Source organism: Neorhizobium alkalisoli (assembly GCF_007829835.1).
GTDB lineage: Bacteria > Pseudomonadota > Alphaproteobacteria > Rhizobiales > Rhizobiaceae > Neorhizobium.
The window spans coordinates 881,434-897,028 of the sequence record NZ_VIWP01000003.1 but is presented as its reverse complement, the minus strand read 5'-3'; the positions used below and the strand labels follow the sequence as shown (position 1 = coordinate 897,028).

At 60.2% G+C, this 15,595-nt stretch carries 20 protein-coding genes; 17 read left to right on the top strand and 3 right to left on the bottom strand.

Translation table 11 applies throughout. From position 1 onward, the window contains the following. The first annotated feature begins 102 nt into the window (after positions 1-102). Positions 103-849: a YebC/PmpR family DNA-binding transcriptional regulator gene (locus FHW37_RS15275; protein ID WP_145637853.1), complete on the top strand. Its 747-nt coding sequence runs from the start codon at positions 103-105 to the stop codon at positions 847-849. A 229-nt stretch (positions 850-1,078) separates the two neighbouring features. On the opposite strand, the gene FHW37_RS15270 is transcribed toward FHW37_RS15275, so the two are convergent. The 3 genes from FHW37_RS15270 to FHW37_RS15260 all read right to left on the bottom strand — a co-directional run bounded on the left by FHW37_RS15270 (position 1,079) and on the right by FHW37_RS15260 (position 4,728). Continuing rightward, the gene (locus FHW37_RS15270; protein WP_432442864.1) at positions 1,079-2,671 is read right to left on the bottom strand and encodes an inorganic phosphate transporter; all 1,593 of its coding nucleotides are present in this window, start codon (positions 2,669-2,671) and stop codon (positions 1,079-1,081) included. Positions 2,672-2,752: 81 nt separating this feature from the next. Continuing rightward, the gene (locus FHW37_RS15265; RefSeq protein ID WP_145637848.1) at positions 2,753-3,760 is read right to left on the bottom strand and encodes an LLM class flavin-dependent oxidoreductase; all 1,008 of its coding nucleotides are present in this window, start codon (positions 3,758-3,760) and stop codon (positions 2,753-2,755) included. A 134-nt stretch (positions 3,761-3,894) separates the two neighbouring features. Next, positions 3,895-4,728: a methyl-accepting chemotaxis protein gene (locus FHW37_RS15260; RefSeq protein WP_145637846.1), complete on the bottom strand. Its 834-nt coding sequence runs from the start codon at positions 4,726-4,728 to the stop codon at positions 3,895-3,897. Between the two features lie 242 nt (positions 4,729-4,970). Between FHW37_RS15260 and ruvC the strand changes: the two genes are divergently transcribed. The 16 genes from ruvC (at position 4,971) to tolB (ending at position 15,551) form a co-directional block, all read left to right on the top strand. Then, a complete protein-coding gene (gene ruvC / locus FHW37_RS15255; protein WP_145637843.1) occupies positions 4,971-5,480 on the top strand; it encodes a crossover junction endodeoxyribonuclease RuvC in 510 nt (169 codons plus the stop codon). Between the two features lie 67 nt (positions 5,481-5,547). After that, complete coding sequence (locus FHW37_RS15250; RefSeq protein WP_145637841.1) at positions 5,548-5,796, top strand: AbrB/MazE/SpoVT family DNA-binding domain-containing protein; 249 nt, start codon at positions 5,548-5,550, stop codon at positions 5,794-5,796. 4 nt (positions 5,797-5,800) lie between these two features. Continuing rightward, entirely contained in the window at positions 5,801-6,217 is a 417-nt protein-coding gene (locus tag FHW37_RS15245; protein WP_145637839.1) for a type II toxin-antitoxin system VapC family toxin, read from the top strand. A 22-nt stretch (positions 6,218-6,239) separates the two neighbouring features. Then, positions 6,240-6,854 carry a Holliday junction branch migration protein RuvA gene (ruvA, locus tag FHW37_RS15240; protein ID WP_145637837.1) on the top strand — a complete coding sequence of 205 codons (615 nt, stop codon included), beginning with the start codon at positions 6,240-6,242 and terminating at the stop codon, positions 6,852-6,854. Between the two features lie 68 nt (positions 6,855-6,922). Next, on the top strand, positions 6,923-7,210 hold the full coding sequence (locus FHW37_RS15235; RefSeq protein WP_145637835.1) for an AbrB/MazE/SpoVT family DNA-binding domain-containing protein: 288 nt from the start codon (positions 6,923-6,925) through the stop codon (positions 7,208-7,210). Continuing rightward, positions 7,207-7,611: a PIN domain-containing protein gene (locus FHW37_RS15230; protein ID WP_145637834.1), complete on the top strand. Its 405-nt coding sequence runs from the start codon at positions 7,207-7,209 to the stop codon at positions 7,609-7,611. The genes FHW37_RS15235 and FHW37_RS15230 overlap by 4 nt, the downstream gene beginning before the upstream one ends. After that, positions 7,608-8,645: a Holliday junction branch migration DNA helicase RuvB gene (gene ruvB / locus FHW37_RS15225; RefSeq protein WP_145637832.1), complete on the top strand. Its 1,038-nt coding sequence runs from the start codon at positions 7,608-7,610 to the stop codon at positions 8,643-8,645. Before FHW37_RS15230 ends, ruvB begins: the two co-directional genes overlap by 4 nt. Next, positions 8,638-9,165 (top strand): NUDIX hydrolase, encoded by a 528-nt coding sequence (locus FHW37_RS15220; RefSeq protein ID WP_145637830.1) that lies wholly within the window; start codon positions 8,638-8,640, stop codon positions 9,163-9,165. The genes ruvB and FHW37_RS15220 overlap by 8 nt, the downstream gene beginning before the upstream one ends. A gap of 75 nt (positions 9,166-9,240) precedes the next feature. Continuing rightward, a complete protein-coding gene (locus FHW37_RS15215) occupies positions 9,241-9,462 on the top strand; it encodes a DUF2945 domain-containing protein (protein WP_145637828.1) in 222 nt (73 codons plus the stop codon). After that, a complete protein-coding gene (locus tag FHW37_RS15210; RefSeq protein ID WP_348642843.1) occupies positions 9,455-9,895 on the top strand; it encodes a hypothetical protein in 441 nt (146 codons plus the stop codon). The genes FHW37_RS15215 and FHW37_RS15210 overlap by 8 nt, the downstream gene beginning before the upstream one ends. 306 nt (positions 9,896-10,201) lie before the next feature. Continuing rightward, positions 10,202-10,651 (top strand): tol-pal system-associated acyl-CoA thioesterase, encoded by a 450-nt coding sequence (ybgC, locus tag FHW37_RS15205; RefSeq protein ID WP_145637826.1) that lies wholly within the window; start codon positions 10,202-10,204, stop codon positions 10,649-10,651. A 33-nt stretch (positions 10,652-10,684) separates the two neighbouring features. Next, the gene (locus FHW37_RS15200; protein ID WP_145637824.1) at positions 10,685-11,485 is read left to right on the top strand and encodes an endonuclease/exonuclease/phosphatase family protein; all 801 of its coding nucleotides are present in this window, start codon (positions 10,685-10,687) and stop codon (positions 11,483-11,485) included. Between the two features lie 297 nt (positions 11,486-11,782). Then, positions 11,783-12,502: a protein TolQ gene (gene tolQ / locus FHW37_RS15195; protein WP_145637822.1), complete on the top strand. Its 720-nt coding sequence runs from the start codon at positions 11,783-11,785 to the stop codon at positions 12,500-12,502. Between the two features lie 27 nt (positions 12,503-12,529). Next, a complete protein-coding gene (gene tolR, locus FHW37_RS15190; protein WP_145637820.1) occupies positions 12,530-12,985 on the top strand; it encodes a protein TolR in 456 nt (151 codons plus the stop codon). Positions 12,986-12,994: 9 nt separating this feature from the next. Further along, positions 12,995-14,215 (top strand): hypothetical protein, encoded by a 1,221-nt coding sequence (locus FHW37_RS15185; RefSeq protein ID WP_145637818.1) that lies wholly within the window; start codon positions 12,995-12,997, stop codon positions 14,213-14,215. Positions 14,216-14,273: 58 nt separating this feature from the next. Continuing rightward, complete coding sequence (gene tolB / locus FHW37_RS15180) at positions 14,274-15,551, top strand: Tol-Pal system beta propeller repeat protein TolB (protein WP_432442863.1); 1,278 nt, start codon at positions 14,274-14,276, stop codon at positions 15,549-15,551. Positions 15,552-15,595: the final 44 nt, after the last annotated feature.

Genomic DNA, 15,595 nt, shown 5'->3' with positions numbered 1-15,595 from the left:
TCGGGCGCGAATGCTGTCATAGCCGCCGGAAAATGCCTTGAACGGGCCGGCCATCGAAATTATAAGGCGCCATTCCCAAACGATAGATAGGTGTAGGGGTCCATGGCTGGCCATTCACAGTTCAAGAACATCATGCACCGCAAGGGCAAGCAGGACGGGATCCGCTCGAAACTGTTTTCCAAGCTTGCGCGCGAAATCACCGTTGCTGCCAAGACGGGCCTGCCGGATCCGGCGATGAACTCGGCGCTGCGCCTTGCCGTGCAGAACGCCAAGGCCCAATCGATGCCGAAGGACAATATCGACCGCGCCATCAAGAAGGCCTCGGGTGCGGATGCGGAAGTCTATGATTCCGTCCGTTACGAAGGTTACGGTCCGGGCGGCACGGCGGTCATCGTCGAAGCGCTGACCGACAACCGCAACCGCACGGCTTCCAACGTCCGTTCGATCTTCACCAAGGCCGGCGGCGCACTCGGCGAAACCGGTTCGGTATCCTTCTCCTTCGACCATGTCGGTGAAATCACCTACAAGGCTTCCGTCGGCGATGCCGACAAGGTCATGGAAGCGGCGATCGAGGCCGGTGCCGAAGACGTCGTTTCCGACGAAGACGGCCACACTATCTATTGCGGCTTCGAAGACATGAACGAAGTGTCGAAGGCGCTCGAAGCGGTTCTCGGCGAAGCCGAAACCGTCAAGGCGATCTGGCGCCCGCAGAACACGATCGAAGTCGATGAAGAACGCGCTCAGTCGCTGATGAAGCTCATCGACAATCTCGAAGACGATGACGACGTCCAGAACGTCTATTCCAACTTCGAAGTCTCGGAAGAAGTCCTGGCCAAGCTTTCGGCCTGATTTTTCCGGCTCAGACAAATTGAAAAAGGCACTGCAGCGATGCGGTGCCTTTTTTGTTTTGGGATATCGAGCGGGTTGCTGCCCCTCATCCGCCTGCCGGCACCTTCTCCCCGCTCGCGGGGAGAAGGGAGCAAGCCGCGCTTTCCTTGGCTCAATCGAGGCAGGTCCCCTCTCCCCGCATGCGGGGAGAGGGTTAGGGTGAGGGGCAGGCCGAAAGCGATGACAGTCCTTAGAAAACCTGCCGCAGCAGCACGAAGAGCAGGAAGGCGATACCGATCGAGGCGGGCAGGGTCAGCACCCAGGCGAGCAACATATTGCGCACCGTCGACCATTGCAGGCCGGACCCGTTCGCCGCCATCGTGCCGGCGACACCGGACGAGAGGACGTGGGTGGTCGAGACCGGCAGGCCGAGATGGTCGGCGGCGCCGATGGTCAGCATGGCGACGACTTCCGCAGACGCGCCCTGGCCATAGGTCAGATGCGTCTTGCCGATCTTTTCGCCGACGGTGACGACGATGCGTTTCCAGCCGACCATGGTGCCGAGGCCGAGCGCCAGTGCGACCGCCACCTTGACCCAGAGCGGGATGAACTTCGTCGCATTGTCGACGGCGCCGTGATAGGCCTTGACCGCATCGAGATCGGCGGCCTCCACGGTCAGGAGCTTGCTCTTGTCGATCAGTTTCAGCGCTTCGCCGATCAGATAGACATCGTTGCGGATATTGCCGACCAGCGAGGTCGGGACGGATTCCAGCGTCGGGAATTTGGCGATCTGTTCGCTGGACGTGTGGACGAACTGCTGCAGGGCAGGGGTCGTCTGGTCGGTCCAGGTCTTTGACTTGACGGCCTTGGCGACTTCCGCGCGGGCATCGGTCACCGTGACGCCCGGCTTCACATATTTCTGCAGCGCCGTTTCGACATTCTGCGAGGCAGAGAGATAGGCTTTTACATATTGCGCATCCGGCGTGCGGTTGAGCGCAAAGGCGGTCGGCACGAGGCCGATCAGGATGAGCATGATCAGGCCCATGCCCTTCTGTCCGTCATTCGAGCCATGCGCAAAGCTCACGCCCGTGCAGGTGAAGATCAGCAGGCCGCGGATCCAGGCCGGCGGAGGCTTGTTGCCCTTCGGTTCCTCGTAGAGCGCCTTGTTCTTGACAAGGACCTTCATGACGAGAAGCAGCAGGGCCGAGAGGCCGAAACCGACGATCGGCGAGACGAGCAGAGACATGCCGATATTCGAGGCCTGCGACCAGTCGATGCCGCTCGTGGCGGTGCCCTGCGGCGCCAGGAACTGGTTGGCCAGGCCGACGCCGATGATTGAGCCGATCAGCGTGTGGGACGAGGAGGAGGGCAAGCCCAGATACCAGGTGCCGAGGTTCCAGATGATTGCCGCGGAGAGAAGGGCAAACACCATGGCAAGGCCGGCGCCGGAGGAGACCTGCAGGATAAGCTCGACCGGTAGAAGTGCGACGATGCCGAAGGCGACGGCGCCGGTTGAGAAGAGCACGCCGAGGAAATTGAAGAAACCGGACCAGACTACGGCGATCTCTGCCGGCATGGAGCGGGTATAGATGACGGTCGCGACCGCATTGGCGGTGTCATGGAAGCCGTTGACGAATTCGAAACCGAGCGCGATCAGCAGGGCGAGGCCAAGCAGGAACCACGGCACGGAGGCTGCGGACTCAAGATCTTGGCTCAGCGCATATCCGACATAACCGAGACCGGCGATGAGGATGATCGCGAAGATCGGCAGGAAATACTTGCCGATTGAGCTTCGATGTTCCAGCGGATGATAGGAATGGGAGGGGGTGGAGCCAGGGGCAATGGCGTCTGTCACAGCAGAGTTCCTCTTTCACCAGAGTTAACAAAAGCTAACTCTGGCAAATGAACTTGTTGTGACAGGAGATCAGGCCGCCTTTGCGGGCTTTTCCATCAGAGACAGGGAGGCGAGGAGTTCGACCGAGTGCAGTCTCTTGTCGATATCGTGGATCGGCATGGAGACGATCAGTTCGTCAGCCTGGGTTTCGCCGAGGAAATCGGAGAGCTTGGCCTCGATGGTTTTGGGCGAGCCGACGGCAGCGTAACGCAGCGTGTGCTCGACATTCATCTTTTCCATCGGCGTCCAGTGGCCTTCCATACTGTCGACCGGCTTCGGAAAACGGGTGCGGACATTTTTGCGAAGGTTGACGAACTGCTGCTGTGAGGAGGTGAAGAGCTTTTCCGCTTCGGCATCCGTGTCGGCCGCAACACCCATGACACCGACCATGACGTAAGGCTTGTCGAGATCGGCCGAGGGCTGGAAGCGTTCGCGATAAATGGCGATCGCATCAAGCAGCATGTCGGGCGCGAAATGGGAGGCGAAGGCGTAAGGCAGGCCGAGCGCTGCGGCCAGATGGGCGCTGTAGAGCGAGGAGCCGAGCAGCCAGATCGGCACATTCGCTTCCGTGCCGGGCACGGCGAGGATCGCCTGGTTTTCGACTGGCGTGCCAAGCAGATGCTTCAGTTCCATGATGTCATGCGGGAAGTTTTCGGCACCGGCCTCCATATTGCGGCGGAGTGCGCCCGCCGTGCGCATATCCGTGCCAGGCGCGCGGCCGAGGCCGAGATCGACGCGGCCGGGAAGCAGCGCTTCCAGCGTGCCGAACTGTTCGGCGATGACGAGCGGAGAATGGTTTGGCAACATGATGCCGCCGGAGCCGACGCGGATCGTCTTTGTTGCAGCACCGACATGGGCGATGACGAGGGAGGTTGCGGCGCTGGCTATGCCGGGCATGCCGTGATGTTCCGCCAGCCAGACGCGATTATATCCTTCCGCCTCAGCCTTTATCGCCAAGCGGCGCGACTGATCGAGCGCTTCGCGGACGGAGTAACCTTCGCCAATCGGCGAAAGATCGAGAATGGAAAAGGGGATCATCGGCCTGTCCTGAAAGGATTATGGAAAATATCCTCCTTATCTAGGCAGCCGGTTTCGGAAATACGACCCCATGGCCGGTCGAAAGGTCCCGACACGTTCTGCCGGGACCTTTTCGATGAGCTCCTGGTATCCTGTCAGCTCTTGACGAGGCGCAGGAAGGGGCGGTGTTCGCCGGATGGGGGCGACGGCGGCTGCGTGACGACCGTCACCTTCATGAAGCGGCTTGCCTCGCGGTCGATATCCGCAACGCTGCGGCTCATGCGATCCAGTGTCAGCGATGCCGTGATCGCATCCGCCGAGCCGGCGCGTTCCGTCTTGCTCAGGTCATCAAGCCCGGCATGGAGCGCCGACGTGGCGGCGGTCTGCTTTTCGGCGGACGTGGTCAGATCCGAAACGTGATCTGCGAGCGCATCGACATAAAGGCCGATCGCATCCAGCTCGCGGCCGATTTCCTCAGCCTTGGCCTTGAGGGCAGACATGCGATCTGCATCATCGGTTTCGCTTTTGGCTGTTTCGATTGCCGCGATCATTTTCAGTGCGGCGGCGACGGCTTCCTTGGGGCGGCGCATGTCGAAACGGGCATTCTGGGCAATGGTCGCGACGTGCTGGCTTGCAATCGTCTGCTGTTTGGCCGAATGCGTGCCGGCTGCTGCAGCTGATGTGAGCTTGGCGAGCTTTTCGGCGCGGGCGGCCTTGGCATCGGCGCTGTTGGACAGGGCCTCGCGGAGAATTTCGGCATCCGAGCGCAGGCTCTGGGTGCCGTCGAGCACGCTGTCGATCGCCTTGGTCATGCCGCCGAGGCCGCGATTGAAATCGCGCCGCAGGCCCTCGAGGCGCAGCGGGAAAGCATGGTCGAGCGTGTTATGGATATCGCCGGTCGCAAAGCGCCGCAGGCCACCATCCAGCATGTCGACGACGGAGCGCAGATCGCGCAATTCGGTTTCATTCCGATCAAAGTCCCGTATCATTCGGGCGCCTCCTTGTTTTGCGGTCTTGGCAGAGACGAAACATCCTGTTCCGACTCAATGTCCTGCTTGTGATCACCTTTCTGGACGAGCAACGCATTCAGGGAAAGGATGTTGCCTGTTTCCCGACAGTTCTGCCCAAAAGCTTTTACACATGGTTAACGCCGATGGATGCATACCCGCCCTGCAAGGCGACAGGCCGATTGGCAATGGCGCCTCCCGCCACTCACCGGTAGAATCACGACATGACACAGACGATTCGCATCATCGGTATCGACCCGGGGCTTCGCCGCACAGGCTGGGGCATTATCGAAACGCTCGGCAACAGCCTGCGTTTCGTCGCCTCCGGCACAGTCACTTCGGACGGCGATCTCGACCTCGCCTCACGTCTCTGCCAGTTGCATGACGGGCTTGCCGAAGTGGTACATGCCTACAAGCCGGACGAGGCCGCCGTCGAGCAGACTTTCGTCAACAAGGACGCGGTTGCAACACTGAAGCTCGGCCAGGCACGCGGTGTCGTGATGCTGGTTCCGGCCCGGGCCGGGCTGCCGGTTGCCGAATATGCGCCGAACGCGGTGAAAAAGTCGGTGATCGGCGTCGGCCACGGCGAAAAGCAGCAGATCCACATGATGCTGAAGATCCTGATGCCCAAGGCCGAATTCAAGGGGAATGACGCTGCCGATGCGCTGGCGATCGCCATCTGCCATGCCCATAACCGGGGCGGGCAGCGGATGCGGCAGGCGTTGGCGGGCTAAGCATGCGACCAGTTTGTTCTTGACTTGTTCCCTTGGTGGAAATAAGTAATACCCCAGAGGTATTACCATGCGTGTCACCGAAAAAGGTCAGGTTACCATCCCGAAAAACATTCGCTCCAATCTCGGGATCGAGGCAGGAAGCGAAGTGGAATTCGTGCTTCGCGATGACGAAGTGGTGCTTCGACGCGTCGAGCCTTCGCGCGACGAAGTGGAACGTGACGTTCGTGACCTCATCGATCACTTGAGGCGTCACCAGGGTTCCATGTTTCTCGGCGAGATGAGCGGTGAAGAATTCTATCGATTGTTGAGGGATTGAGCCGATGGCGACCCTGGTCGATACGAATGTTCTGATCGACGTTTTCCATACTCCCAGCGCCTTTACCGAGTGGTCAACGGCGCAACTTGCTGCTGCACGGGCCAATGGTCCTCTGCTGATAAACCCGTTGATTTTCGCGGAAATGGCTGCCGGCTATGCCACCAGCGAGGATCTGGAATCTGCACTTGCACCAAGCCTGTTTCGTCGGGAAGAGCTTCCTTGGGACGCCGCTTTTGCTGCCGGACATGCCTTTCTGCAATATCGGCGCTCGGGCGGTGACAAGCGTTCGCCGTTACCTGATTTTTACATCGGTGCTCACGCGATGGTGCGGGACTATCGATTGCTCAGCCGCGATGCTGCAAAATATCGGACTTACTTCCCGCTTCTTTCCATCATCTCTCCCGAAACCCATCCTCTGTAATTCTTGATCGGCGGACGCATTCATGATCGGCAAGCTCAAAGGCACTATCGACGAAATCGGCGACGACTATGTTCTCATCGATGTGCATGGCGTCTGTTACGAAGCCTTCTGCTCGTCGAGAACCCTGTCGCGGCTGAATGTCGGCGAAGCAGCGGTGCTGTTCATCGAGACCTATGTCCGCGAGGATCAGCTAAAACTGTTCGGTTTCGTTTCGGCACTGGAGCGGGAATGGTTCAATCTCTTGCAGAGCGTGCAGGGTGTCGGCTCCAAGGTGGCGCTGGCCGTTCTCTCGACACTGACGCCGGGTGAACTCGCCAACGCGATCGCGCTGCAGGACAAGACAGCCGTTTCGCGCGCGCCGGGCGTTGGGCCGAAAGTGGCGGTGCGTCTGGTTACGGAACTGAAGAACAAGGCGCCGGCTTTTGCCGGTGAGGCAGCTACCAATATCGGGCTCAAGCAGGAGCTCGGCGAAGGCGTTGCTTCTGCCCCGGTCGCGGATGCCGTCTCTGCGCTCACCAATCTCGGTTATTCGCGTGACCAAGCTGCCAATGCGGTGGCGGCGGCGATGAAGACAGCGGGCGAAGGGGCGGATAGCGCCAAGTTGATCCGGTTGGGTTTGAAGGAGCTGGCGCGGTAAAATCCGAAGTTTTTTCGATTGTCGGAAAAAGCTGCTATATTCCGACGATACTTGCTGGAAACAATTCGATGAGTGTTTGGGAAGCAACATTGTCGGCCAAGGGGCAGGTCACCATCCCGAAGGAAATGCGGGAGGCGCTCAATCTGCGTCCCGGTGACCAGTTGATCTACAGCGTGGTTGATGGAGAGGTGATCGTGACGCCCAAAAACATCGACCTGAAAGATCTTGCCGGCTTTCTCGGAAAGCCGCCGAAGGGGCCTGCCACACTGGAAGAGATAGATGCGGCGGTCGTTGCCGCCGCTGGTGCCGCTGCCTTCGATATGGGTGATGACGGAACGTCAGAAGCTGCGGAATGAAGATGATCGGTCTTGATACCAATGTCGTCATTCGCCTGCTGACCGATGACGATCCTCAGCAACGACGAGCGGCGCTGAGATTTGCTGAGGGTTTGGGGCACTCCTATGCGGCTTTCCTGACGCTGATCGGCATTGTGGAGCTCGATTGGGCCTTGCGATCAAGGCTTGGCTATTCCAAAAAAGATAGCTTGTCGGCGATAGGACAATTGCTGCAGACGCGCGGCTTGATCATTGAGCATCATGATCTTGTGGTTAAGGCGGTGAGGCTTGCTTCCCGCGAAAATGCCGATCTGGCCGATGCTCTCATTGCAGCCCGCTCTCTTGATGTGGGCTGCAAATCGATAAAAACCTTCGACAAAAAAGCCGCAACCCGCGTGCCCGGAATGGAACTTCTCGCATGACTGATGCCCGTCTGATCACCCCGGAAAAGCGCGGCGAGGATCTCGATACGACGCTGCGGCCGCAGACGCTGGACGATTTTACCGGCCAGGCGGAGGCGCGAGCCAATCTGAAGATCTTTATCGAGGCGGCGAAAAACCGTGGCGAGGCGCTGGATCACGTGCTTTTCGTCGGCCCGCCTGGTCTCGGCAAGACGACGCTGGCGCAGATCATGGCGAAGGAACTTGGCGTCAATTTCCGCTCCACTTCCGGTCCGGTCATCGCCAAGGCGGGGGATCTGGCGGCGCTCCTGACCAATCTCGAAGAACGCGATGTTCTGTTCATCGATGAAATCCACCGGCTCAATCCGGCGGTCGAGGAAATCCTCTATCCGGCGATGGAAGATTTTCAGCTGGACCTGATCATCGGCGAGGGGCCGGCGGCGCGGTCGGTGAAGATCGATCTTTCGAAATTCACGCTGGTTGCGGCAACCACACGTCTCGGCCTTCTGACAACGCCGCTGCGTGACCGTTTCGGCATTCCGGTGCGGCTGTCCTTCTATTCGGTCGAGGAGCTTGAAGGCATCGTGCGCCGTGGCGCGCGGCTGATGAACCTGCCGATGACCGATGACGGTGCCCGCGAGATTGCGAGGCGCGCCCGTGGTACGCCGCGTATTGCCGGCCGACTTCTGCGCCGGGTGCGGGATTTCGCCGAGGTGGCGCGTGCCGAGGCCGTGACGAAGGAAATTGCCGACGAGGCGCTGACGCGTCTGCTGGTAGACAATATGGGGATGGACCAGCTCGACAAACGGTATCTCAACATGATCGCCGTGAACTTTGGCGGCGGTCCGGTCGGGATCGAGACGATCGCCGCCGGCCTGTCGGAGCCGCGGGACGCGATCGAGGACATTATCGAGCCGTACATGATCCAGCAGGGCTTCATTCAGCGCACGCCGCGCGGGCGCGTGCTGACGGGCGTGGCGTGGAAACATCTGGGCATGCAGCCGCCAAAAGATCTGGAAGCGGCGCAGTTCCGGATGAACCTCGACGATGAGTAAGGATACAAAACCGCAGGACCTGCGTATCCGCAAGAAGTTCAAGCCGAAACGTGTGTTCCAGATGCGGATCGCCGGGCTTGCCTTTCGCGATGGCCATGTCCTCGTGCATCGCGCCGTTCACGAGCCCTTCTGGACCTTTCCGGGCGGCCGGGCGGAAATGGGCGAGACATCTGAGGAAACGCTCGCCCGCGAGATGATGGAAGAGCTAGGCGTGACGGCCGAGGTCGGGCGGCTGCTCTGGGTGGTCGAGAATTTCTTTCATTACGAGGGGCATGACTGCCACGAGCTCGGCTTCTATTATCTGATGGAACTGCCGGAAAGTTTCCCCTTCCATCCGAGCGATATCGTGCATCGCGTACAGGATGGCAGCGAGCTCGAATTCAAATGGGTGCCGGCGACAACGGCATCGCTCAGGGCGCTCGACATTCCGCCTTATTTCATCGCCGAAGAGATCGAGACCCTGCCGGAAAGCCCTCGCCACGTCATCTGGCGCGATGGCGATCTCGATCTGAAAGCCTGAATTCGGGAACATCCCCCCTGAATTCGGGAACATCCTTTGACTCCTGCCGTTTTGACGACGGAAAGGAGTTTATCCATGCAGAAGATCAGCGTCGGAAATACCGTCGAATGGACATGGGGCCGGTCGAAGGCCGAAGGCAAGGTCGCCGAAAAATTCACCCATGACGTCGAAAGACGGATCAAGGGCAAGACGATCAAACGCAAGGCGGATACCGAGGAACCGGCTTTCCTGGTCCGCCAGGAGGATGGCGATCGAGTGCTGAAGAGCCAGTCGGAGCTGAGGAAAGCCCATGGCTGACGGACATTACGATCACGCCCGCGCCGGCCAGGGCGATATTGCCGGCAAGCGCACCGAGCATCCGAAAAACGGCGACACGCAGCTTGATCACCGCCCGCCGCTGGAAGTCGCAGCCGCTGCGGAGAAGGGGCTGAAATTGAGGGCAGAATTCCGCCGCGGTGGAACGACGGTCGGCATCGCCCGAGCGCGTGACCTGCAACATCGAAAGAACCTGTCCGACCAGACGGTCAAGCGGATGGTGAGCTATTTCAAACGGCACAATGTCGACAAACGGGCCGACCATTTTGGTGACGACGCCAATCCATCCTCGGGTTACATCGCCTGGCTGCTCTGGGGCGGCGATGCCGGCCAGAAATGGGCCGAGCAGCATATGAAGCAGATCGAACAGGCGAAGACCGACGCCCGCATGCGCCGTTTCAAGCCGTCGCATTGATGGATGCGGGCTGTCTTTTTGTCTTTCGCTATTGAGGGGGCGGCCGTCGGCGTGGCATTCGAGCAGTGCTAAGCCTTGCTCGTGCATCCGCGCCGGCGGCCTGCTTGCCGGTTCAGGCGGGCTGCTCTTCCATCAAAGCTGTATCGTGTTGATGATGAAGACAGCGGAGCTGATCAGCCCCATCCGTGCTGTGCCGTTGCCCGTCCCCCAGGTTTGCCGAAGCTCAGGAAGTATGACAGGAGTGGAATATTCGGGCGATATTCCATGTCTGTCTTCCGGGTAAAGATAGAGTTTCAAGGCAAGCGTATGACTGAAAACACTTTTTTGTTGTCGGGTGAATTGATCGAAGGTGGGCATCGGCTGGTGCAGCGGGTCTATTATGAGGATACGGATTTCTCCGGCCTCATCTATCATGCCCGCTATCTGCATTTCCTCGAACGCGGTCGGTCGGATTATCTGCGCTGCCTTGGCTGCGAGCAGAGTGCGCTTCTGAATGCCGATGAGGAAGGCCTCGTTTTCGTCGTTCACCGTATGGAAATCGACTTCAAGCAGCCGGCCCGCATGGATGATATTCTGACGATCCAGACCGTGACCGAAAAGGCAGGCGGCGCCAAGATGGTGCTCAATCAGGAAATCCGCCGTGGCGAGACGCTGCTGATCGCCGCCAAGGTGGTGATCGCGGTCATCAACAAGCATGGTCGGCCGAGGCGGCTGCCGGAAACGATCGCTGAAAAGTTTCTGGGTCATCCGCTCTGAAAACGGCAGGGATCGCATGCCGGGGAGGGCGCCTTGAAGATCATCTGCCTGAATGGCTGGGGCGGCAAGCTGCATGAGGAACTGATCGCCTATCTCGCGGCTGAACAACCGGATGTGCTGTGCCTGCAGGAGGTGGTCCACAGTCCTGAAACGACCAAGGACTGGCTGACCTATCGGGATGGCGATCATGTCCTGCCGCAGCGGGCCAATTTCTTCCGCGACGTTGCAGCGGCCCTGCCGGAGCATGTAGCGCAGTTCTGCCCTGCCGCGCAGGGCGTCCTGTGGGATGGAGATGTTTCCATACCTTCGCAATGGGGGCTTGCCACCTTCGTCCATCGCGCCTTGCCCGTGATCGGCCAGGCGCAGGCTTTCGTCCACAAGGCCTATTCGCCGCATGGTTATGGGGATCATCCGAGATCGCGGGTGGCCCATGCCGTCCGGCTTTACGACCATGCGGGTGATCGCGGCATGACGATCGCGCATATGCATGGGCTGCGTGATCTTGCCGGCAAGATGGATACGCCCGAGCGCCTCGTGCAGACACAGCGTTTTGCCGGCATGATCCGCAGTGTTGCCGATCCGGAGGAGCCACTCGTGGTCTGCGGTGATTTCAATGTCGAGCCGGACAGCGAGACTTTTGGCGTCCTCGCCGAGCTGGGATTGAGCGACCTCGTCACGTCGCGCGGTTTCGCCGGCACGCGGTCATCGCATTATGCCAAGGCGGGGCGGTTTGCCGATTACATGCTGGTGAACGCACGAGTCGATGTGCTGCGTTTCGATGTCGTTTCCGCTCCTGAGGTTTCGGACCATTGTCCGCTGCTTCTCGAGATCTGACGGCTGCGCTCTTCCGGTTGTGTCGGCCAATCGCAACTTCGTGAGTCATTTCAGGCGGATGGATCGCGTCATTGTAACGCATTATTAACGATAATGATGTCTTACTCGCAGGTGAGGAATTTGTGCAACGCACGCCTTCCTTTGACCAAATTTGAAAGCGAGAAGCCAAGCTGGAAACTCAGGACGTCTTGGGGTTTGGGCTAAGCGCCTCCAGCGATCAGACATATTCTCGCAAGAGCGCTTTGAACCCGCCCGGTCATGAAAAACCGGGCGTTTGGATTCGGGGATAGTGGATAGATGGAACAGGTAGGATTGGCGGCGGCGACGAGCGAGGTGAGCCTCTGGGCGCTGTTCATGCAGGCCGGTTGGGTCGTCAAGCTGGTGATGATCGGGCTCCTCGGAGCGTCGATCTGGACCTGGGCGATCGTGATCGACAAATACGTCAATTTCGGCCGGATGCGCCGCCAGTTCGACCAGTTCGAACAGGTGTTCTGGTCTGGCCAGTCGCTCGAGGAACTATACCGGGCGTTGTCTGAAAAGCAGAATGTTGGTCTCGCCGCAATCTTCGTTGCCGCGATGCGCGAATGGAAGAAGAGCTTCGAGCGCGGTGCGCGTTCGCCGATCGGTCTGCAGATGCGCATCGACCGGGCGATGGATGTCACCATGGCGCGTGAAAGCGAAACCTATGAAGCCCGCCTCGGCTCGCTGGCGACGATCGGTTCTGCCGGTCCGTTCATCGGCTTGTTCGGTACGGTCGTCGGTATCATGACCTCGTTCCAGGCAATTGCCGGTTCCAAGTCCACCAACCTCGCCGTTGTCGCTCCCGGTATTGCCGAAGCTCTGCTCGCAACCGCGATCGGCCTCGTTGCCGCTATCCCGGCCGTTATCGCCTACAACAAGTTCACGGCCGATGCCGGCAAGCTTTCCGCACGCATGGAAGGTTTTGCAGACGAGTTCTCGGCCATCCTGTCGCGCCAGATCGACGAAAAGCTGCAGCCCCGCCAGGCGGCTCAGTAACTCATCCACCGTTAGGAGTTCTTCGATATGGGCATGTCGGCTGGAGGAGCACAGTCATCGGGCGGCGGTCGCCGCCGTCGCGGTGGACGTCGCAAGGGTGCAATCAGCGAAATCAACGTGACGCCGCTCGTCGACGTCATGCTCGTGCTGCTCATCATCTTCATGGTGGCAGCACCGATGATGACGGTCGGCGTGCCGATCGATCTGCCGGAAACGTCCGCGAATGCGATGAATTCGGAAACCCAGCCGATCACGATTTCCGTCAATCCGCAGGGAGAAATCTATCTGCAGGAAACGCCGATCGCGCTCGATGAGGTCCTGCCCAAGCTGCAGGCAATCGCGACGACCGGTTACAGCGAACGTATCTATGTGCGTGGTGACACTGCTGCCGCCTATGGCGTGGTGATGAAGGTGATGGCCAAGATTTCGGCTGCCGGTTACAAGAACATCGGCCTCGTCACACTTCAGCAGCAGGAGAAGTGATCGGGCGCCATGAGAGGTAGTCTCGGCACATCGCTGGTCTTTCACATTCTGGTTCTCGCCTGGGCAATGGTCACGCTCGGCGCGCCGGAACCGCTCAACGTTGCCGATACGGAAGCCATTCCGGTCGAGATGGTGTCGGTCGAAGAACTCACCCAGCTTCAGCAGGGCGACAAGACGGCCAAGCCGAACGACAAGCCGTCGACGAAGCCGACCGAGAACAAGAAGGTGATCGACAAGGCTGAGAACGCTGGCGAAAAAGATATCGACCTGAAGACGCCGCCGACGCCGTCGAAGAAGCCGCCGACAGAAACCGCTGCCGCGCCGAAGCCGGTCGAGCGCCCGACGCCGACCCCGACACCTGAGCAGAACGAAGTCAAGGAAGTCGCTCCGGAAGAAACCGCGCCGAAGCCGCAGGAAATGGCTGCCCTGCCGCCGAAGCCTGAGCCGACGCCGCCGAAGCCCACCCCGACTCCGCCCAAGCCTGAACCGACCCCGCCGAAGCCTGAGGCTGCGAAGCCGACCCCGGCGCCGGTGCAGAGCGAAAACCAGTCCGAGACCGGTGAATTGCCGCAGACGCCGCCGGTTCCGGCGCAGCGTCCGCAGCCGCCGAAGCCAGAGCCGCCGAAGGAAGAGGCGAAGCCGGTCGAAAAGCCTGCGGAAAAACCGCCGGAGAAGAAGCCGGATACGCCGAAGCCGACCGAAACCGCCAAGGCCGATGCCAAGGCAACCGAAAGCGCAAAGCCGACCGACAAGAAGGATGGCAAGAAGCAGGAGACGGCAAAGTCCGCCTCGTCGCAGAAGAGCGATTTCAATGCCGACCAGATCTCGGCCCTGCTCAACAAGCAGGAGGCATCGGGCGGTGGTGCCAAGCGGTCGACGTCGCCGGCTTCGACCGGCAGCACGAAGCCGTCTTCGGCCTCGAAGCTCAGCCTCAGCGAGATGGACGCGCTTCGCGGCCAGATCCAGAACAACTGGTCGACGATCGCCGGTATCGAAGGTCTGCAGGGCATGGTCATCCGCGTGAAGATCAAGCTCGACCAGTCGGGCGCGATCGTCGGCGAGCCGGAAGTGACATCGACCGGTGGATCCGACACGGCGCGCCGGACGATGGAAGCCAGCGCCCGTCGCGCGGTTCTGCGGTCCTCGCCCTTCAAGAATCTGCCTGCCGACAAATATGACGCGTGGAGCGACGTTGTCGTCAATTTCGACCCCAGCGAATTGGGGCTCTAAAAAGAAAGTTTAGCTGAAAGGCTTTGATACCATGATCAGACGTTCATTCCTCGGCCTCATGATGGCCGGCGCCAGCGTGGCAGCCCTTTCCGATCCGGCGCGATCGGAAGTGGTGATCAACATCAACAAGGGCAATGTCCAGCCCATGCCGATCGCGATCACCGACTTCCTGTCGAACAACGATCTCGGCCCGCAGATTACCCAGGTGATCGCAGCCGACCTGCAGCGTTCCGGCCTTTTCGCGCCGATCAGCAAGCAGGCCTTCATCGAAAAGATCGCCGATCCGGGCAAGGCACCGCGCTTCCCAGACTGGACGGCGATCAATGCCCAGGCGCTGGTCGTCGGCCGTGTCAGCCGCGAAGGCGATGGTCGCCTGCGCGCCGAATTCCGCCTCTGGGATACGTTTGCCGGCAGCCAGATGACCGGCCAGCAGTTCTTCACCCAGCCGGAGAACTGGCGCCGTCTCGCCCATATCATCGCCGATGCGATCTACGAGCGCATTACCGGTGAGAAGGGTTATTTCGATACCCGCGTCGTCTTCGTTTCCGAGAGCGGACCGAAGACCACCCGTCAGCGCCAGCTGGCGATCATGGACCAGGACGGTTTCAACGTCCGCATGCTGACCAATGGCAAGGACATCGTTCTGACGCCGCGCTTCTCGCCGAACCGGCAGGAAGTCACCTACATGTCGTTCGAAGGCGACCAGCCGCGCGTCTATCTGTTGCAGCTGGAAACCGGGCAGCGCGAAGTGGTCGGCAATTTCCCGGGCATGACCTTCTCGCCGCGCTTCTCGCCGGATGGCCAGAAGGTGATCATGAGCCTTCAGCAGGAAGGCAATGCCAATATCTACACGATGGACCTGCGCTCGCGCACGACGACGCGGCTGACCTCGACGGCGGCGATCGATACCGCTCCGTCCTATTCGCCGGATGGTGCGCGCATCACGTTCGAAAGCGACCGCGGCGGCCGCCAGCAGATTTATGTCATGGGCTCCGACGGTTCGGGCCAGACGCGTATCTCCTTCGGTGACGGTTCCTATTCGACGCCGGTCTGGTCGCCGCGCGGCGATCTGATCGCCTTCACCAAGCAGTCGGGCGGAAAGTTCTCGATCGGCGTGATGAAGCCGGACGGTTCGGGCGAGCGCATCCTCACCTCGGGCTTCCACAATGAAGGCCCTACCTGGGCGCCGAACGGCCGCGTGCTGATGTTCTTCCGCCAGAATGCCGGCGCCGGCGGCCCGCAGCTCTATTCCATCGACCTGACCGGTTACAACGAATTGCAGATCAAGACCCCGGCCTACGGCTCCGACCCGGCCTGGTCACCGCTCCTCGAATAGGGGTGAATGATGTCGGGAGGCGGGTTTCCGCCTCTTTGCTGCCC

Excerpts from the sequence above, each read along its gene's own strand:
- FHW37_RS15275 (WP_145637853.1), top strand. The coding sequence starts at position 103 with ATGGCTGGCCATTCACAGTTCAAGAACATCATGCACCGCAAGGGCAAG.
- FHW37_RS15265 (WP_145637848.1), bottom strand. The coding sequence starts at position 3,760 with ATGATCCCCTTTTCCATTCTCGATCTTTCGCCGATTGGCGAAGGTTAC.
- FHW37_RS15260 (WP_145637846.1), bottom strand. The coding sequence starts at position 4,728 with ATGATACGGGACTTTGATCGGAATGAAACCGAATTGCGCGATCTGCGC.
- ruvC (WP_145637843.1), top strand. The coding sequence starts at position 4,971 with ATGACACAGACGATTCGCATCATCGGTATCGACCCGGGGCTTCGCCGC.
- FHW37_RS15250 (WP_145637841.1), top strand. The coding sequence starts at position 5,548 with ATGCGTGTCACCGAAAAAGGTCAGGTTACCATCCCGAAAAACATTCGC.
- FHW37_RS15245 (WP_145637839.1), top strand. The coding sequence starts at position 5,801 with ATGGCGACCCTGGTCGATACGAATGTTCTGATCGACGTTTTCCATACT.
- ruvA (WP_145637837.1), top strand. The coding sequence starts at position 6,240 with ATGATCGGCAAGCTCAAAGGCACTATCGACGAAATCGGCGACGACTAT.
- FHW37_RS15235 (WP_145637835.1), top strand. The coding sequence starts at position 6,923 with ATGAGTGTTTGGGAAGCAACATTGTCGGCCAAGGGGCAGGTCACCATC.
- FHW37_RS15230 (WP_145637834.1), top strand. The coding sequence starts at position 7,207 with ATGAAGATGATCGGTCTTGATACCAATGTCGTCATTCGCCTGCTGACC.
- ruvB (WP_145637832.1), top strand. The coding sequence starts at position 7,608 with ATGACTGATGCCCGTCTGATCACCCCGGAAAAGCGCGGCGAGGATCTC.
- FHW37_RS15220 (WP_145637830.1), top strand. The coding sequence starts at position 8,638 with ATGAGTAAGGATACAAAACCGCAGGACCTGCGTATCCGCAAGAAGTTC.
- FHW37_RS15215 (WP_145637828.1), top strand. The coding sequence starts at position 9,241 with ATGCAGAAGATCAGCGTCGGAAATACCGTCGAATGGACATGGGGCCGG.
- FHW37_RS15210 (WP_348642843.1), top strand. The coding sequence starts at position 9,455 with ATGGCTGACGGACATTACGATCACGCCCGCGCCGGCCAGGGCGATATT.
- ybgC (WP_145637826.1), top strand. The coding sequence starts at position 10,202 with ATGACTGAAAACACTTTTTTGTTGTCGGGTGAATTGATCGAAGGTGGG.
- tolQ (WP_145637822.1), top strand. The coding sequence starts at position 11,783 with ATGGAACAGGTAGGATTGGCGGCGGCGACGAGCGAGGTGAGCCTCTGG.
- tolR (WP_145637820.1), top strand. The coding sequence starts at position 12,530 with ATGGGCATGTCGGCTGGAGGAGCACAGTCATCGGGCGGCGGTCGCCGC.
- FHW37_RS15185 (WP_145637818.1), top strand. The coding sequence starts at position 12,995 with ATGAGAGGTAGTCTCGGCACATCGCTGGTCTTTCACATTCTGGTTCTC.
- tolB (WP_432442863.1), top strand. The coding sequence starts at position 14,274 with ATGATGGCCGGCGCCAGCGTGGCAGCCCTTTCCGATCCGGCGCGATCG.